The sequence below is a fragment of the Micromonospora yangpuensis genome, from assembly GCF_900091615.1.
Taxonomy (GTDB): Bacteria; Actinomycetota; Actinomycetes; order Mycobacteriales; family Micromonosporaceae; genus Micromonospora; species Micromonospora yangpuensis.
This window is the reverse complement of the sequence record NZ_FMIA01000002.1, coordinates 3,602,864-3,617,512: the sequence shown is the minus strand read 5'-3', so window position 1 is coordinate 3,617,512 and position 14,649 is coordinate 3,602,864. Positions and strand designations below refer to the sequence as shown.

12 protein-coding genes are annotated in these 14,649 nt (G+C 74.8%); 8 read left to right on the top strand and 4 right to left on the bottom strand.

Annotated features, from left to right (window positions below; translation table 11 throughout):
- The first annotated feature begins 191 nt into the window (after positions 1–191).
- From GA0070617_RS16330 to GA0070617_RS16305, 6 genes are all read left to right on the top strand, one after another.
- Complete coding sequence (locus GA0070617_RS16330; RefSeq protein WP_091438750.1) at positions 192–1,343, top strand: Gfo/Idh/MocA family protein; 1,152 nt, start codon at positions 192–194, stop codon at positions 1,341–1,343.
- Positions 1,340–2,491 (top strand): dihydrodipicolinate synthase family protein, encoded by a 1,152-nt coding sequence (locus GA0070617_RS16325; protein ID WP_091438747.1) that lies wholly within the window; start codon positions 1,340–1,342, stop codon positions 2,489–2,491. The genes GA0070617_RS16330 and GA0070617_RS16325 overlap by 4 nt, the downstream gene beginning before the upstream one ends.
- A gap of 64 nt (positions 2,492–2,555) precedes the next feature.
- Positions 2,556–3,353, top strand: a complete 798-nt coding sequence (locus GA0070617_RS16320; RefSeq protein WP_091446521.1) for a sugar phosphate isomerase/epimerase family protein — start codon at positions 2,556–2,558, stop codon at positions 3,351–3,353.
- A gap of 167 nt (positions 3,354–3,520) precedes the next feature.
- Positions 3,521–4,645, top strand: coding sequence for an FUSC family protein (locus GA0070617_RS16315; RefSeq protein ID WP_091438744.1), 1,125 nt, complete (start codon positions 3,521–3,523; stop codon positions 4,643–4,645).
- Positions 4,646–4,832: 187 nt separating this feature from the next.
- Positions 4,833–6,029 carry an MFS transporter gene (locus GA0070617_RS16310; protein ID WP_373868354.1) on the top strand — a complete coding sequence of 399 codons (1,197 nt, stop codon included), beginning with the start codon at positions 4,833–4,835 and terminating at the stop codon, positions 6,027–6,029.
- Positions 6,030–6,114: 85 nt separating this feature from the next.
- The gene (locus tag GA0070617_RS16305) at positions 6,115–6,447 is read left to right on the top strand and encodes a hypothetical protein (protein WP_091438741.1); all 333 of its coding nucleotides are present in this window, start codon (positions 6,115–6,117) and stop codon (positions 6,445–6,447) included.
- Between the two features lie 3 nt (positions 6,448–6,450).
- Here the strand turns inward: GA0070617_RS16305 and crcB are convergent, their stop codons facing one another.
- Genes crcB through GA0070617_RS16290 form a run of 3 tightly spaced genes read right to left on the bottom strand, consistent with a single transcriptional unit; the run spans position 6,451 to position 8,457 of the window.
- Complete coding sequence (crcB, locus tag GA0070617_RS16300; RefSeq protein ID WP_091446518.1) at positions 6,451–6,813, bottom strand: fluoride efflux transporter CrcB; 363 nt, start codon at positions 6,811–6,813, stop codon at positions 6,451–6,453.
- A 31-nt stretch (positions 6,814–6,844) separates the two neighbouring features.
- Complete coding sequence (locus tag GA0070617_RS16295; protein ID WP_091438738.1) at positions 6,845–7,318, bottom strand: FluC/FEX family fluoride channel; 474 nt, start codon at positions 7,316–7,318, stop codon at positions 6,845–6,847.
- 41 nt (positions 7,319–7,359) lie between these two features.
- Entirely contained in the window at positions 7,360–8,457 is a 1,098-nt protein-coding gene (locus GA0070617_RS16290) for a hypothetical protein (RefSeq protein WP_091438734.1), read from the bottom strand.
- Between the two features lie 304 nt (positions 8,458–8,761).
- On the opposite strand from GA0070617_RS16290, the gene paaI reads away from it, so the two are divergent.
- The gene (gene paaI / locus GA0070617_RS16285) at positions 8,762–9,136 is read left to right on the top strand and encodes a hydroxyphenylacetyl-CoA thioesterase PaaI (RefSeq protein WP_091446516.1); all 375 of its coding nucleotides are present in this window, start codon (positions 8,762–8,764) and stop codon (positions 9,134–9,136) included.
- Positions 9,137–9,175: 39 nt separating this feature from the next.
- On the opposite strand, the gene GA0070617_RS16280 is transcribed toward paaI, so the two are convergent.
- Positions 9,176–11,512 (bottom strand): adenylate/guanylate cyclase domain-containing protein, encoded by a 2,337-nt coding sequence (locus GA0070617_RS16280; protein WP_229688344.1) that lies wholly within the window; start codon positions 11,510–11,512, stop codon positions 9,176–9,178.
- Positions 11,513–11,700: 188 nt separating this feature from the next.
- On the opposite strand from GA0070617_RS16280, the gene GA0070617_RS16275 reads away from it, so the two are divergent.
- The gene (locus GA0070617_RS16275) at positions 11,701–14,607 is read left to right on the top strand and encodes a helix-turn-helix transcriptional regulator (protein ID WP_091438731.1); all 2,907 of its coding nucleotides are present in this window, start codon (positions 11,701–11,703) and stop codon (positions 14,605–14,607) included.
- Positions 14,608–14,649: the final 42 nt, after the last annotated feature.

The following is a 14,649-nucleotide window of genomic DNA, read 5'->3' as shown; positions in this document are numbered from 1 at the left end:
GAACCGTTGTCGGACCGCGCCGCCCGCAGTCGCGACGACAGGCTACCGCAGCGTCCCGGGTGTGATCACGCCCTGCGAACCGTCCTGCGGCGGGCGGGGCCTTGCCGGGGGTACGGGCCGGCATCTAAGCTCCAGGAAAGCGCTTACCTGTGGCGGCGTGCGGCGTCGCCGGCGCCGACGGAAGGAACCCCATGACCCGAAGGCCGATCGGCATCATCGTCAACGGCGTCACCGGCCGGATGGGCTACCGCCAGCATCTGGTCCGGTCGCTGTTGGCCATTCGCGAGCAGGGCGGCGTCGCCCTGCCCGACGGCACCCGGATCTGGCCGGAGCCGGTCCTGGTCGGACGTAACGAGGCCAAGCTGCGTGAGGTCGCGACCCGGCACGGCCTGACCGAGTGGACCACCGACCTGAGCGCCGCGCTGGCCCGCGACGACGTCGAGATCTACTTCGACTCCCAGGTCACCCAGCAGCGGGAGAAGGCGATCCGGCAGGCCATCGAGGCCGGCAAGCACGTCTACACCGAGAAGCCGCTGGCCGAGGAGACCGACGCCGCCCTGGACCTGGCCCGGGTCGCCGACGCCGCCGGCATCCGCACCGGCGTGGTGCAGGACAAGCTCTTCCTGCCCGGCCTGCGCAAACTCAAGCGGCTCGTCGACGGTGGCTTCTTCGGCCGGATCCTGTCGGTGCGCGGCGAGTTCGGCTACTGGGTCTTCGAGGGCGACTGGCAGCCGGCCCAACGTCCCTCGTGGAACTACCGGGCCGAGGACGGCGGCGGCATCGTGGTCGACATGTTCCCGCACTGGCACTACGTGCTGGAGGAGCTGTTCGGCCCGGTCCGGGCGGTCAGCGCCGTGATCGCCACCCACATCCCCGAGCGCGTCGACGAGGCCGGCCGCGGCTACCCGGCCACCGCCGACGACGCCGCGTACGGCACCTTCGAGCTGGCCGGCGGGATCGTCGCCCAGCTCAACTCCTCCTGGTGCGTGCGGGTCAACCGGGACGAACTCGTCGAGTTCCAGGTCGACGGCACCGAGGGCAGCGCCGTGGCCGGACTGCGCAACTGCAAGGTCCAGCACCGGGCGGTCACCCCGAAGCCGGTCTGGAACCCGGACCTGCCGGCCACCGAGAACTTCCGGGACCAGTGGACCGCCGTGCCGGACAACGAGGAGTTCGACAACGGGTTCAAGGTCCAGTGGGAGGCGTTCCTGCGCCACGTGGTGGCCGGTGAGCCCTTCCGGTGGGACTTCCTGGCCGGGGCCCGGGGTGTGCAACTGGCCGAGCTGGGCCTGCGCTCGGCCCGCGAGGGCCGCCGCGTCGAGGTGCCGGAGCTGCGCCGGTGACCGCCGAGGTCCGGCTCCCCGACGGCAGTCGGCACCGGCTGCGCGGCGGCACGGCCTTCGCTCGCCCCGCCGGCCCCGCCACCAGCCGGGTGGCGTACGCCGCCGCGCACGTGGTCGCCGATCCCACCGCGGAGAACACCCCCGGTGCCCCGGCCGTGGTCGACTGGGACCGGACCCTGGCCATCCGGCACCACCTGTGGTCGTACGGGTTGGGCGTGGCCGAGGCGATGGACACCGCCCAGCGGGGCATGGGACTTGACTACCCGGCCACCCGGGAGCTGATCCGGCGCAGCGCCGCCGAGGCGCGGGGAGTCGGCGGCCGGATCGTCGCCGGGGTGGCCACCGACCAGCTGCCTCCCGGCCCGGCCAGCCTGGACGCCATCACCGGCGCGTACCGGGAGCAGCTCGCCGACACCCTCGCCGACGGTGCCCGGCCCGTGCTGATGTGCAGCCGGCACCTGGCCGCCGCCGCCGACGGCCCAGAGGACTACCTGCGGGTCTACGCCGACCTGCTCACCACCACCGACCAGCCGGTGGTGCTGCACTGGCTCGGCGACATGTTCGACCCGGCGCTGGCCGGCTACTGGGGCTCGACCGACCTGGACCTGGCCACCGAGACGGTGCTCCAGTTGATCAAAGACCACGCCGACCGGGTCGACGGGATCAAGGTCTCCCTGCTCGACGCCGACCGGGAGGTGGCGCTGCGCCGTCGGCTGCCCGCCGGGGTGCGGCTCTACACCGGCGACGACTTCAACTACCCGGAGCTGATCCGGGGCGACGAGGTGGGCCACTCCGACGCGCTGCTCGGGGTCTTCGCCGCCATCGCCCCGGCCGCCGCGGCGGCCCTGGCCGCCCTGGACCGCGGCGACCTGACCGGCTACGACGAGGCCTTCGGCCCCACCCTGCCGCTGGCCCGGCACCTGTTCGCCGCACCGACCTGGCACTACAAGACCGGGATCGTCTTCCTGGCCTGGCTCGCCGGCCACCAGGACCACTTCGTCATGGTCGGTGGCCAGCAGGCCGGTCGTTCCCCGGCGCACCTGGCCCGGCTGCTCGTCCTGGCCGACCAGGCCGGCCTGCTCCCCGACGCCGACCGCGCCGCCGCCCGCGCCCGCGCCTACCTCACCCTCGCCGGGGTGGTCCAGTGAGGGTGAGGAGTGCAGCGCAGCGGAGCCCCGCAGTCCCGATCGAAAGGGCAAACCAGTGAGTGGGTTGGCGCGGTTCTCGTTCAACCAGGCCACCGCGAAGCACTGGCCGCTGGCCGAGGTGGTGGCCGGTTGTGTCGACGCCGGGGTGCCCGGCGTCGGGCTGTGGCGCGAACCGGTCCAGGAGTACGGCCTGGCGCGGGCGGCCAAACTGGTCCGGGACGCCGGGCTGAGCGTCACCTCGCTGTGCCGGGGCGGCTTCTTCACCACCGACGGCTGGCGGGACGAGAACCGCCGCGCCATCGAGGAGGCCGCCACCCTGGGCACCTCCGTGCTGGTGCTGGTCTCCGGCGGACTGCCCGCCGGCAGCCGGGACCTCGACGGTGCCCGGCGGATGGTCGCCGATGCCGTCGCCGACCTGGCCCCGGAGGCCGCCGCCGCCGGGGTGACCCTCGCCATCGAGCCGTTGCACCCGATGTTCTGCTCCGACCGGTGTGTCGTGGCCACCCTCGGACAGGCCCTGGACATCGCCGAACGGTTCGACCCGGGCACGGTCGGGGTGGTGGTCGACACGTACCACCTGTGGTGGGACGACGCCGTCTACCACCAGATCGATCGCGCCGGCAGCCGGATCGCCGCCTTCCAGGTGGCCGACTGGATCACCCCGCTGCCCGAGGGGGTGCTGCTCGGCCGGGGACTGCCCGGCGACGGCTGCGTCGACCTGCGTCGGTTCCGGCAGGCGGTCGACGCGGCCGGCTACCACGGGCCGATCGAGGTGGAGGTCTTCAACGCCGAGGTGTGGGCCCGTCCCGGCCCGGAGATCCTCGCCGCGGCGATCGCGGCCCACCGCGACCACGTGCTCTGACCAGCGGACGCCCCGCCCGCCGCGCCGAACAGCGGACCGCCCCGCCCAGCCACCTGGTCGGGGTCGGGCCGTCGTCCTGAGTGGCTTGACCCACTTCCCGGGGCCCTGGCCGATTCGTCCCCCGCAGCGGGTGCACGATGTGCGCAGGGCACAGGGAGGCGACGGCGATGGTGCGGTGGGGGTGGTTGCGTCAGGCCGCCGTACGGGTGTGGCGGGGCTGGCCACAGATCGTGGAGGGCACGCTCGCCGCCACCGGAGCCTGGGTGGCGGCGAGCGTGCTGGTCAGCCATCCGCAGCCGTTCTTCGCCCCCGCCGCGGCGTTGATCGTCCTCGGGCAGGCCCGGGGGCAGCGCACCCGGCGGGCGGTCGAGGTGGTGCTCGGCGTGGCCGCCGGGGTGCTGGTGGCCGACGTGGTGGTGCAGGCCCTCGGTGCGCGCAGCACGGTGACCGTCTTCACGGTCATCCTGCTGACCATCGTCGGGGCGGTGGCGATCGGCGCGAGCGGGGTCGCCGTGGTGCAGGCCGCCGTCTCCGCCCTGTACCTGGTGGTGATCTCCCCACCGGGGGAGTCGCTGATCCCGTTCCGGTTCGTCGACGCGCTGATCGGTGGGGCGGTGGCGCTGGTGGTGAGTCAGCTCGCCGCAGTCCGGCACCCCCTCGCCCCACTGGTGGCCGAGTTCCGTACCACCTTCGCCGACCTGGCGACGGCGCTGCGGGAGGTGGCCGACGCGCTCGACACGAGCGACCAGAATGCCGCCCGGGCCGCGCTGGAGCGGGCCCGCGGGATGGACGCGGCGGTGGAGCGGCTGCGTACCGGGGTGCTCGCGGCGGGCGAGGCGTTGACCCTGCACCTGCGTCGCGGGCGGCACCTGGGCCGGCTGCGGGCGGTGGACGCCGCGATCGGTCAGTGCGACTACGCGGTACGCAACGTGCGGGTGCTGGCGCGGGCCGGGGTGACCCTGATCCGCCTGACCGACCCGGTCCCCGCCGAACTGGTAAGCGCGGTGCGGCTGCTGGCCGACGCGGTGGACGCCGCCGGGGAGACCATCGCGGCCGACCTCGACGGCCGGCAGGACGTCGCCGACCAACGCTGCGGCCAGGCCGAGCGGGCCGCGCTGGAGGCCGTCGAGGTCGCCGGGCGGCTCTTCGCCCCCGGGCAGACCCTGCAACTGGCGATGATCGTCGGGCAGGTCCGGTCCACCGCGGTCGACCTGCTGCGCAGCGTGGGCGCGGACGACGACGCCGTCATCCTCGCCCGGGTCGACGCGGCGCTCGGCCTGCCCGCGGTCTGACCCGGGTCCGCCGGAGCCCGGTTCCGCTGCCCGGCCGGGCAGCTCCCGGTAAGGGGGCGGGGCCGGGCAGCTCCGGGTAAGGGGCGGAGTCGGTGGCGGGTACTGTCCCGTCGGTGTCGACCGTTCGATCCGAGTGACCGTGAGGGAGCGTGACGTGCGCAACGCCGACGCCCGGCCCACCGCCAAGATCCCCGGGCCTGCGGCCGTGCCCCGCCAGGTGCGCAACGCCCGCAACGCCGTGGCGGCCGTGTTCGCTTTCAACGGCCTGGCCATCGCCACCTGGTTCGCCCGGGTGCCGGCGGTACGCGACGCGTTGTCGCTCAGCGCCGGACGGCTCGGCCTGCTGTTGCTGGCCATGTCGATCGGGTCGATCGTGGCGCTGGCCACTGCCGGCCTGGCCACCCAACGGCTCGGCACGGCCCGTACCGTGGGCGTCGCGGGTCTGCTGATCGCCGGTGGGCTGGCCGGCACCGGGGCAGCCGCCGGACTGACCGGATGGCTGCCTGCGGTCGCCGTCGCCCTGTTCGCCTTCGGGTACGGCTTCGGCACCTGTGAGGTGGCGATCAACGTCGAGGGTGCGGCGGTCGAGCGTCGGCTCGGGCGGACCGTGATGCCCCGGTTCCATGCCGCCTTCAGCCTCGGTACGGTCGTCGGCGCGGGTCTCGGCGCCCTCGCCGCCGGGGCCGGCGTGCCGGTGGCCGCGCACCTGGTGGGCATGGCGGTGGTGGTGGCGGTCGGCATCCTGGTGGCGCTCGGTTCGTTCCTGCCCACGCCCGACACCGCGGAGCCGGACACCGCCGCGGCGCACGGGCGCTCCGGTGGCCTGCTGGCCGCCTGGCGGGAGCCCCGGACCCTGCTCATCGGTCTGCTGGTGCTGGCGGCGGCGTTCGCCGAGGGCAGCGCCAGCGACTGGCTGGCGGTCGCCTTCGTCGACGGGTACGGGTTCAGCGAGGCGGCCGGCGCGGCGGTCTTCGCGGTCTTCGTCGTCGGGATGACCGTCGGGCGGACCGCCGGGACCGTGGCCATCGACCGCTGGGGGCGGGTGCCGGTGCTGCTGACCTGCACGCTGCTCGCCGTCGTGGGGGCCGCGGTCGCGGTGTTGGGCGGCAACGGCCCGGTGGCCGTCGCCGGGGTCGCCGTCTGGGGGCTCGGCGCGTCGTTGGGCTTCCCGGTCGGGATGAGCGCCGCCGCCGACGACGAGGACCGGGCCCCGGCCCGGGTAAGCGTGGTCGCCGCGATCGGGTACACCGCGTTCCTGGCCGGCCCGCCGCTGCTCGGTCTGCTCGGTGACCAGGTGGGCACCCGGTACGCGTTGCTGGTGGTGCCGGTGCTGCTGCTGCCCACCCTGGCGTTGGTCCCCGCCGTCCGTCCACCGGCCCGTTGACCGGCGTCCAGGTTCCTCCCACCCGGCTCGCAGGCGGCTGGCAGGTGGGCGTGCTGCACTGGGGTGCCGAACAGAGGAGTCGGAGATGGCCTGGTGGAACCGACGGTCCCGGTCCGACGGGACGATCCCGACGAAACTCGACCGGGAGGCGACCCCGGAGGACCTGGCCGCCCTGGCGGAGTTCGTGACCAGCCGGCAGGGGGTGGAGTTCTACCTGGAGCCGGAGACCACCGCCACCGACACCACGGTGATGGCGATCGCCTTCGACGGGGAGTGGATCCGGCGGCGTACCGGATCTCCGCAGGTGGCGGCGAAGCTCGCGCACCGGCATGCCGTACCGCTGTACGAGGCCGCGCGCACCGGCTACCCGGAGCGGATGCGGGTCTGGAACCGCGCCCACCCCGAGCGCCGCCGCTGAGGCCTACCCGGCGAGCGCCCGGGCGAGGGCGAAGCCGAGCCAGGCCGCGCCGAGCCCGACGGTCACGCTGAGGACGATGTTGGCCAACGCCACCGACCGGGCCCCGGTACGGGCCAGCCGCAGCGTCTCGTAACCGCAGGTGGACCAGGTGGTCAACGCGCCGCAGAAGCCGGTGCCGAGCAGCGCGCCGAGGGCCGGGGCGACGGGCACCCCGACCAGCGCGCCGAGCAGGAACGAACCGGCCACGTTGACGGTCAGGGTGCCCAGCGGTAACCGGGTCCGGTGCGCCGACTGCACCGCCCGGTCGACCAGGTACCGCAGCGGTGCACCGACCGCCGCGCCCAGCGCCACGAGCAGCGCGGTCACCACCAGCCCGCCCGGCGCTGCAGCAGCCCGGTCACCGGGCCGCCCGGCGGTCCAGCAGCGCGTTCGTCGTGACGTCGCCGAGCCAGACCGCCGCCAGCGCGCCGAGCACGGTGGCCACCAGGTACCCGCCGGCGACCCCGAACGCCCCGGCCTGCGCCGCCCGGTGCACGTCGAGGACGTACGCGGAGAAGCTGGTGAAGCCACCCAACACCCCGACACCCAGGAACGGCCGCAGCAGCGGGTTGGCCCGACACCGCTCGACCAGCACCATCAGCACCCCGATCAGCAGGCAGCCGAGCACGTTGACGCCGAAGGTCGCCCAGGCGAATCCGGTGGCCGCGTTCGGTGCCGCCGCCTGCGCGCCGGCCCGGGTCAACGCGCCCAGCACGCCGCCGGCCGCGATCACCGCCAGCAGCACCGCCGTCGGGCCGGGCGGCACCGACCGGTCGTCGGGCTGGCCGAGATCGACGTCCGGGTCGATGCGGGGCTCGGGTGCTCCGGTCACGCGCCACTCCGTCGGATCTCTGGGCACCGGTCCCGGTCAGCCTAGACCCGGTGCGGCCGCGCCCCGTCGGTCGACGGCCCGCCCGGCAGCGGGCGGGCCGCCAGCCCGCCGAGAACGGCACCGAGGATCGCGCTGAGGGTGACCACCCCGCTGACCACCTCCGGGGTCCAGCGCAGCTGGTCGGCCAGGGCCAGCCCGAGCAGGTGACCGGACCAGACCAGGCCGGCGAAGACCGCCCCGGCCACCGGCAGCCGCAGCGCGGCGGACCGGCCCCGTACCGCGTCGAGCCGGTGCAGCAGCAGGTCGGCCAGGCCGGCTCCGCAGATCGCGCCGAGGGCCGCGACGGTCTGGACGGTCGGGAACTCGTACATCCCCAACGCGAACACGGCCACTCCGGCGACCACCGCCACCCCGGCGCCGGGCACCGCCCGCCGGCGGTGCACCAGCAGGTACGGCACCACCAGCAGCACCGTGGTGACCAGGTACGCGTCCACCCCGAGCACCGCCACCAGCTGTCCGGTGGTCGGACCCAACGGTCGGGTCGGGGCCAGGGTGAGCAGCGCCGACGAGTGGCTGAGCAGGATGGTGGGGGTCATCGCCGCCAAGGTCAGCGCGGCGACCCCGGTCACCGTGCGCAGACCACCCTCGCCCCGGGCCCACCAGGACCGCAGCGGGCTGCTGACCACCAGCAGGGCCGCGCCGTCGAGCAGCAGGTGACTGGGGCTGAAGGAGGCGTCCAGGCCCACCTCCACGCCCAGGGTCTCGTGCCAGGTCAGGTCGGCCAGGGCGGCCAGCCCGAAGGCGACCACGCCGAGCGCGCCGGTCCGGTAGCCCGCCGGCCAGCCGTCGCGCCACCAGCGGGGGGCGACCATCCGACGCCGGTACGCCAGCCAGAACGTCCACGCCGCGGTCGCGGCGAAACCGGCGTACAGCAGGCCGTGCCAGGGCGTGAAGAAGCCCTCGATGGTCTCGATCACGTTGGTGTGCGCCCAGCCGTCGGCCTGCGCGCCGCCCACCAGGCAGGCGGCGAGCAGGACGGTGACCAGGTCCTCGCCCCGGGTGGCCGGGGGCGCGGTCGGCCGCCGGATCTCCCGGCCGGACAGTTGCGCGGTCGCCGCCGCGACTCCACCGTGTACCACTCGCGTCTCCCTCCGACCTGACCGGACAGTGCCTGCCCCGACCGGGGGCACTGGGTCATTGTGCCGTTCCTCTGCGTGACGATGGGGGAGCCGCGCGGCAGGGGGTGAACCGGCGACGGCGACGGTCGGCGTACCGTGTCCGGGCGGCGCCGGGTGGTGCCGCGTGGCCCGGCGGCGCCGGGAGGTTCCGGCGGTGCCGGCTGTGCCGGGGAGAGGAGTCGGTTCGGTGTCGCACGATGAGCAGCCCGCACCGGAGTCGGCCGGTGGTGACCCGTCGGCGACGCTCCGGACCGCCGCGCACGACATGTTCGACGCCGACGTGGCCTCGCGGGGGCTCGGCATCGAGTTGGTCGGCGTCGCCGACGGCACGGCGCAGGCCCGGATGCGGGTGACCCCGGCGATGCTCAACGGTCACGCCATCGCCCACGGTGGCTTCGTCTTCCTGCTGGCCGACACGGCCTTCGCGCTTGCCTGCAACAGCCGGGGACCGGTCACCGTCGCCGCCGGTGGGGAGATCACCTTCGTCCGGCCGGCACACGCCGGTGACCTGCTCGTCGCCCGGGCCACCGAGCGCACCCGGTACGGGCGCAGCGGCATCTACGACGTCACGGTCACCCGCGACGACGAGGTGGTCGCGGAGTTCCGGGGTCGCAGCCGGAGCCTGCCTCCGGCCGACTGATCCAGCCGGAGCCTGCCTCCGGCCGACTGACCCGGCCGGTCAGGCGGCTGCCGGCCGAGTCGAGGGCGGTGGGGGCCGGTCGGCCTGCCGGGGGCCGCCGACGGGTCCCGCCGTGCGCCTGCCCTTCGTCGCGTTCGTCGCCGTCGTCAGGGACTCGGCCCGACCGAGTGGCACCACCGGGGCAAGTGGGCGGACCGGATCCGGATGTTCCTCGACCGGGGCACCGGTGCGGGTGACTCCCGGTGCGAGACCCGATCGGCCGGGCGCCCGGTCGTCCCGGCCGTCGGCGAGTGGGTAGCCGTCGCCCCGCCGGTCGCCACCGGCCGGCCGTTCCGCGTCGGAACCGGCGGGTGTCCGGGCCGCCGGTGGCGTGGCGTCCGCCCCGGCGCCGCGCGCTCTGGTCAGTAGAGCGCCGCGCGCCTCGGTCGACAGAGCGTCGCGGGTCTCGGTCAGCACGGTGTCGCGGGTCTCGCGTAGTACGGTGCCGCGGGTCTCGCGTAGTACGGTGCCGCGCGCGCCGGTCAGCACGGCGTCGCGGGTCTTGCGCGGTGCGGCGTCCCGGGTTCCCGGCACCGGCGTGGCGAGGTCCGCTCCGGCCTGGTCCGCGTCGTCGGTGCCGGCCGGCCCGGTCAGCGCCCGGCGGGCGAACTCCGCGCGTACCGACCGGGGCAGCCGTTCGACGGCGACCCGCCGTAGCGCCGGTTCGGCGATCGCGTACCCGCCGGCTCCCGGCCGGCGGACCAGCAGCCCGTGCAGAACCAGCTCCCGCAGCACCGGCGCGCTGCGGCCCGCCGGCCAGTCCAGCAGCCGGTCCACCGTGGCCGCCCGGAAGTCACCGTCGAGGCTCGCACCGGCCATGAACACGGCCCGTTGTCCGCCGTCCAGGAGGTCGAGGCGGGCCTCGGCGGTGCGGCGTACCGACTCGGGCATCGGCAGGTCCGCCGCCGGGTCGAGCCCGTCCTCGGCGACCAGTCGGGCGTACGCGGTGGCGTGCCCCGGGTTGCCGGCGACCAGCGGCAGCAGCCGGTCCACCGGGACCGCTGGCCGACCGGCCCGGACCAGCAGGTGGCGCAGCAACCGTCCGGTCTGCACCGTCGGCAGCGGAGCCAGCACGATCCGGTGCCGGTGCCGCTGACCGGCCGGGCCGGGCAGCACGTCGGCCCAGCGGGGGCGGTTGGTCACCACCACCGCCAGGGGCAGGCTCCGCCAGGTGGCCGAGAGGAACAGGTCCCGCAGGAAGTCGTCGACCCTCGGGTCGGCCCGGTCCAGGTCGTCGACGGCCACCACCACCGGTTGCCGAGCCGCCTGGGCGAGCAGCACCTGCCGGAACGTCGTGGCGCCCTCGCTCGCCGCGGCGGATCCGTCGGGTGCGGTCAGCAGGGCGGTCAACGCCCGTACCGCGCACGGAAGCCGGTGCGCCGGCACCAGGTCGGCCAGGGTGGCGGTCAACCGGGCGGTCACCGCGACCGGTCCGTCGGTCGGGTGGATCGCGGCGAACTCGCGCACCAGGTCCGCAACCGGGGCCAACACCTGCTCGGCGTACGGCGGGCAGTACGCGACGCACCAGCGCGGCGACCCGCCGTCCGGGCCCGGTACGGCCCGCACCAACTCGTGCAGCAGCCGGCTGCGGCCACTGCCGATCGGGCCGATCAGGGACACCCAGCGCGGGCTGCGCTCGCGTGCCGCGCGGACGATCTGGTCGCGGGCGTCGGCCAACTCCCGGCGCCGCCCCACCAGCGGTCCCCGGTGTTTGGCCGGCCCGGTCCGGCCGGGATCCTCGGCCCGCCAGAGCTCGAGGGGTGCGGCCTTGCCGGGCACCGTGACCGGTGGCAGTCGCCGTGCCATGGTCAGCCCGGCGGTGGCCCGGCGGGTCGCCGCACAGAACACGACCGCGCCGGGGGGCGCGTACGCCTGCAGCCGGGCGGCCAGGGTGATCACCGCGCCGCTGGCCGTGCCGTGCCCACCGTCGCGGCTGCCCGGCAGGTCGACGACCGCCTCCCCGGTGGCGACGCCGACCCGGATGCGTACCGCGGTGCCCGTGGCCAGTGGCTTCCGGTCGACGGCCCGCTGGATCTCCAGACCGGCCCGCACCGCCCGGTACGCGTCGAAGCCGTCGGAGTGGCGGGCGCCGAACAGGGCCATCACCGCGTCCCCGACGTACTTCTCGACCACGCCGTCCCAGCGGTGCAGCACCCGGGCGACGGCCTCGAAGTAGGCCTGCTGCAACGACCGGACGTCCTCCGGGTCGAGCCGGTCGACCAGGGCGGTCGATCCGACGATGTCGGCGAAGAGGACGGTGACCGTCCGTCGCTCCTCCGGTATCGGCCAGCTCGGCGTCACCAACCCGGTTCCGGTGACGATCATCGATGTGGGCATCGCAACCACCTTTCCCCCGCGTGGTCCCTGACGGCCCTAGGAGATTCCCATTCCTGGACCGACAGGGGATCGGCAGAACGACGTATGTCGGCCAGGTGTAACCTTTGGTCGTAATGTCGACGCGGGGAGTACCACAAGGGCGATAAGCCCGTAGAGGGCTACGGCGCCCGTTGACTAGGCTGCGTTCCATGGCCAGCGATGTGGACAGCGCACCGCTCGTCGGCCGCGCCCACCAGGTGGCCCTGCTGCGATCCGCACTCCTCGACGACGTCCGTCAGGGGCACACCGCGGCGGTCTTCGTCACCGGGGAGAGCGGGGTCGGCAAGACCCGACTACTACGCGAGGTGGGTGCCCTGCTGCGTGAGCGGGGGGCGCTCGTGCTGACCGGTTCCTGCCTCGACATCGGTGACGCCTCACCGCTGCACCCGTTGCTGCAGGCCCTGCGTCGCCTCGACACCGCCGCCGCGGGCGCGCGGACGTCCTCCTCGGTGCGCGGCATGCTGCAGATGTTTGCTGCTGAGACGCCCACCGACGGTGCCGGCGCGTTGCTGGAGCGGGTCTCCCGGGGGCTGCACCTGATCGCCGAGGGTCGCCCCCTGGTGCTGGTGCTGGACGATCTGCAGTGGGTCGACCGGACCACCCGGCAGTTGCTGCTGTACCTGCTCGCCGGGTTGGGGGATCTGCAGCTGTCGGTGTTGGCGGCGGTGCGGGCGGAGTCGTTGCAGGGTGCGCACCCGTTGCGGCGGGTCCTGACCGAGCTGCGGCGGTTGCGTTCGGTGCGGGTGGTGGACCTGGCGCCGTTGGACCGGGCCGGGACCGAGCAGCTCGCCGCCGCGGTGGTGGGGCCGGCGTTGACCGCCGAGGCGGCCGAGTTGGTCTGGCAGCGCAGTGGCGGCAACCCGTTCGTGGCCGAGGAGTTGGCCCGAGATGTGCGGGATGGGCGGGACGGGCTTTCCGACACATTGCGGGAGATCTTCCTGGCCCGGGTGGATGCGCTGCCCGAGCACGCGCACCAGGTGGTGCACGCGGTCGCGGCCGGGGTGGAGCCGGTGGAGCACTGGCTGTTGGCCCGGGTGGTCCGGCTGCCGGAGGAGGAGCTGATCGAGGCGGTCCGGGCGGCGGTGGCGCACCGGCTGCTGGTCGGGGCCGACGAGGGGTACCGGCTACGGCACCGGCTGGTGGCCGAGGTGCTGGCGCACGAGCTGCTGCCGGCCGAGCGTCGGGTGTTGCACCGGCGCTACGCCGAGGCGCTGACCTCGGCCGAGGCGGAGCTGCACCAGGCGCGGTTGGCCCACCACTGGCGGTTGGCCGGGGAGCCGGCCCGGGCGTTGCCGGCCGCGATGGCCGCCGCCGGTGAGGCGCAGCGCCTGCACGGGTACGCCGAGGCGCATCGGCACTGGTCGGTGGCGTTGCAGCTGGCCGACGGCGCGGACGGGCCCCGGGACGTGGACCGGGCCGTCCTGCTGGAGCACGCGGCCGAGTCGGCGCACCAGTGCGGTGAGCACGCGCGGGCGCTGGCCCTGCTGGAGGAGTTGGGGGCGGTCGGCGCCGGTCCGCCGTCGTGCTCGTTGCGGATCCGGCGGGCGCGGTACCTGGCGGCGGCGGGCCGCTCGGCGCCGGCGGAGACCGAGTACCGGCTGGTCCTGGAGGACCCGGACTGCACGCCGGGGGAACGGGCCACCGCCGCGGCGTACCTGGCGGAGCTGCTGGTGCAGATGGGCCGGTACGCCGACGCCGGGCAGCGGGCCCGGGTGGCGTTGCAGCTGTGTGCGGACGTGGCGGGGTCGACCTCGGAGGTGGTCCGGGCCAGTGCGGCGCTGGGGTTCAGCGAGGCGTACCTGGAGGACCCGGATGCCGGTCTGACGGTGATGCGTGAGGCGTTGACCGTCGCCGAGCGTTCCGGCCGGCCGGATGACGTGGCCTGCGCGTACCTGCATCTGGCGGAGTTCCTGACCGGTCCGCTGAACGTGATCGAGGAGGGTGTGGTGGTGGCCCGCCGGGGTGCCGAGCGGGTCGCCGAGCTGGGGTTGGGGCGCACGTACGAGACCCGGCTGCTGGCCATCGCCACCAACGGGTTGTTCCGGGTGGGGCAGTGGGCCGAGGCGGAGAAGGTCGTCGCGGCGGCGTTGCGCCACCGTCCGTCCGGGGCCGACGCGGTGGAGTTGCTGCTGGCCCGGTGCCGGTTGTCGGTGGGCTACGGCGACGTCGAGGCCGCCGACCGGGACCTGGACGCGGTGGCCACCGTCCTGGCCGGTGGCGGGGCACGGCACGTGTTGCCGATGTTGACGCTGCGGGCCGGCCTGGCGATGTGGCAGGGCCGACACGACGTGGCCCGGCAGGCGGTGCAGCGGGGCCTTACCGAGAGCCGCTCCGACGACGTGGTGATCCTCGCCGCGCTGGTGTGGCACGGATTGCGGGCCGAGGCGGAGGCCCACGCCAGCCGTACCGTGGCGGTCGACCGTACGGCGGTGCGGCGGCTGCGGGAGGCGATGGACCGGATCGCCGCGCGCAGCGCCGGCGCGTCCCGGCAGGTGCGTAGCGTGGTGGACAACTTCCTGGCGCTCTGCGCCGCGGAGATCAGCCGTTTCGACGGCGGCAGCGACCCGGAGCTGTGGGCCCGGTCGGCGCTGGCCTGGGACCGGGACAACCACCCGTATCCGGCGGCGTACTCGCGGCTGCGGCAGGCCGAGGCCCTGCTGGCCCGGCGGGCCCGCCCGGCCACCGCCAGCAGGCTGCTGCGCGAGGCACACCAGATCGCACAGAACCTGGGAGCCGTGCCACTGACCTCGGAGATCAGGGACCTGGCCGCCCGGGGCCGGGTGACCCTGGCCGAGCGCGACCCGGGCACGGACCGGCGGTCCGGCGCGGCCGCGTCGCCGGCCGACTCCGGCGGTGACGACCTGGCCGGGCTGACCAGCCGGGAACGCGAGGTGCTCGCCGCGGTCGCGGAGGGGCTGACCAACAAGGAGATCGGTCAGCGGTTGTTCATCAGCGAACGCACCATCGGGGTGCACGTGTCACACATCTTCGACAAGCTCCAGGTACGCACCCGGGTCCAGGCCAGCGCCATCTTCCTGCGCAATCGTCCGGAGTAGTCGCGCCACAACCGGCGGTAATCGTCATCCGGTGTTCGCAAT

Excerpts from the sequence above, each read along its gene's own strand:
- GA0070617_RS16330 (WP_091438750.1), top strand. The coding sequence starts at position 192 with ATGACCCGAAGGCCGATCGGCATCATCGTCAACGGCGTCACCGGCCGG.
- GA0070617_RS16315 (WP_091438744.1), top strand. The coding sequence starts at position 3,521 with ATGGTGCGGTGGGGGTGGTTGCGTCAGGCCGCCGTACGGGTGTGGCGG.
- GA0070617_RS16305 (WP_091438741.1), top strand. The coding sequence starts at position 6,115 with ATGGCCTGGTGGAACCGACGGTCCCGGTCCGACGGGACGATCCCGACG.
- paaI (WP_091446516.1), top strand. The coding sequence starts at position 8,762 with ATGTTCGACGCCGACGTGGCCTCGCGGGGGCTCGGCATCGAGTTGGTC.
- GA0070617_RS16280 (WP_229688344.1), bottom strand. The coding sequence starts at position 11,512 with ATGCCCACATCGATGATCGTCACCGGAACCGGGTTGGTGACGCCGAGC.
- GA0070617_RS16275 (WP_091438731.1), top strand. The coding sequence starts at position 11,701 with ATGGCCAGCGATGTGGACAGCGCACCGCTCGTCGGCCGCGCCCACCAG.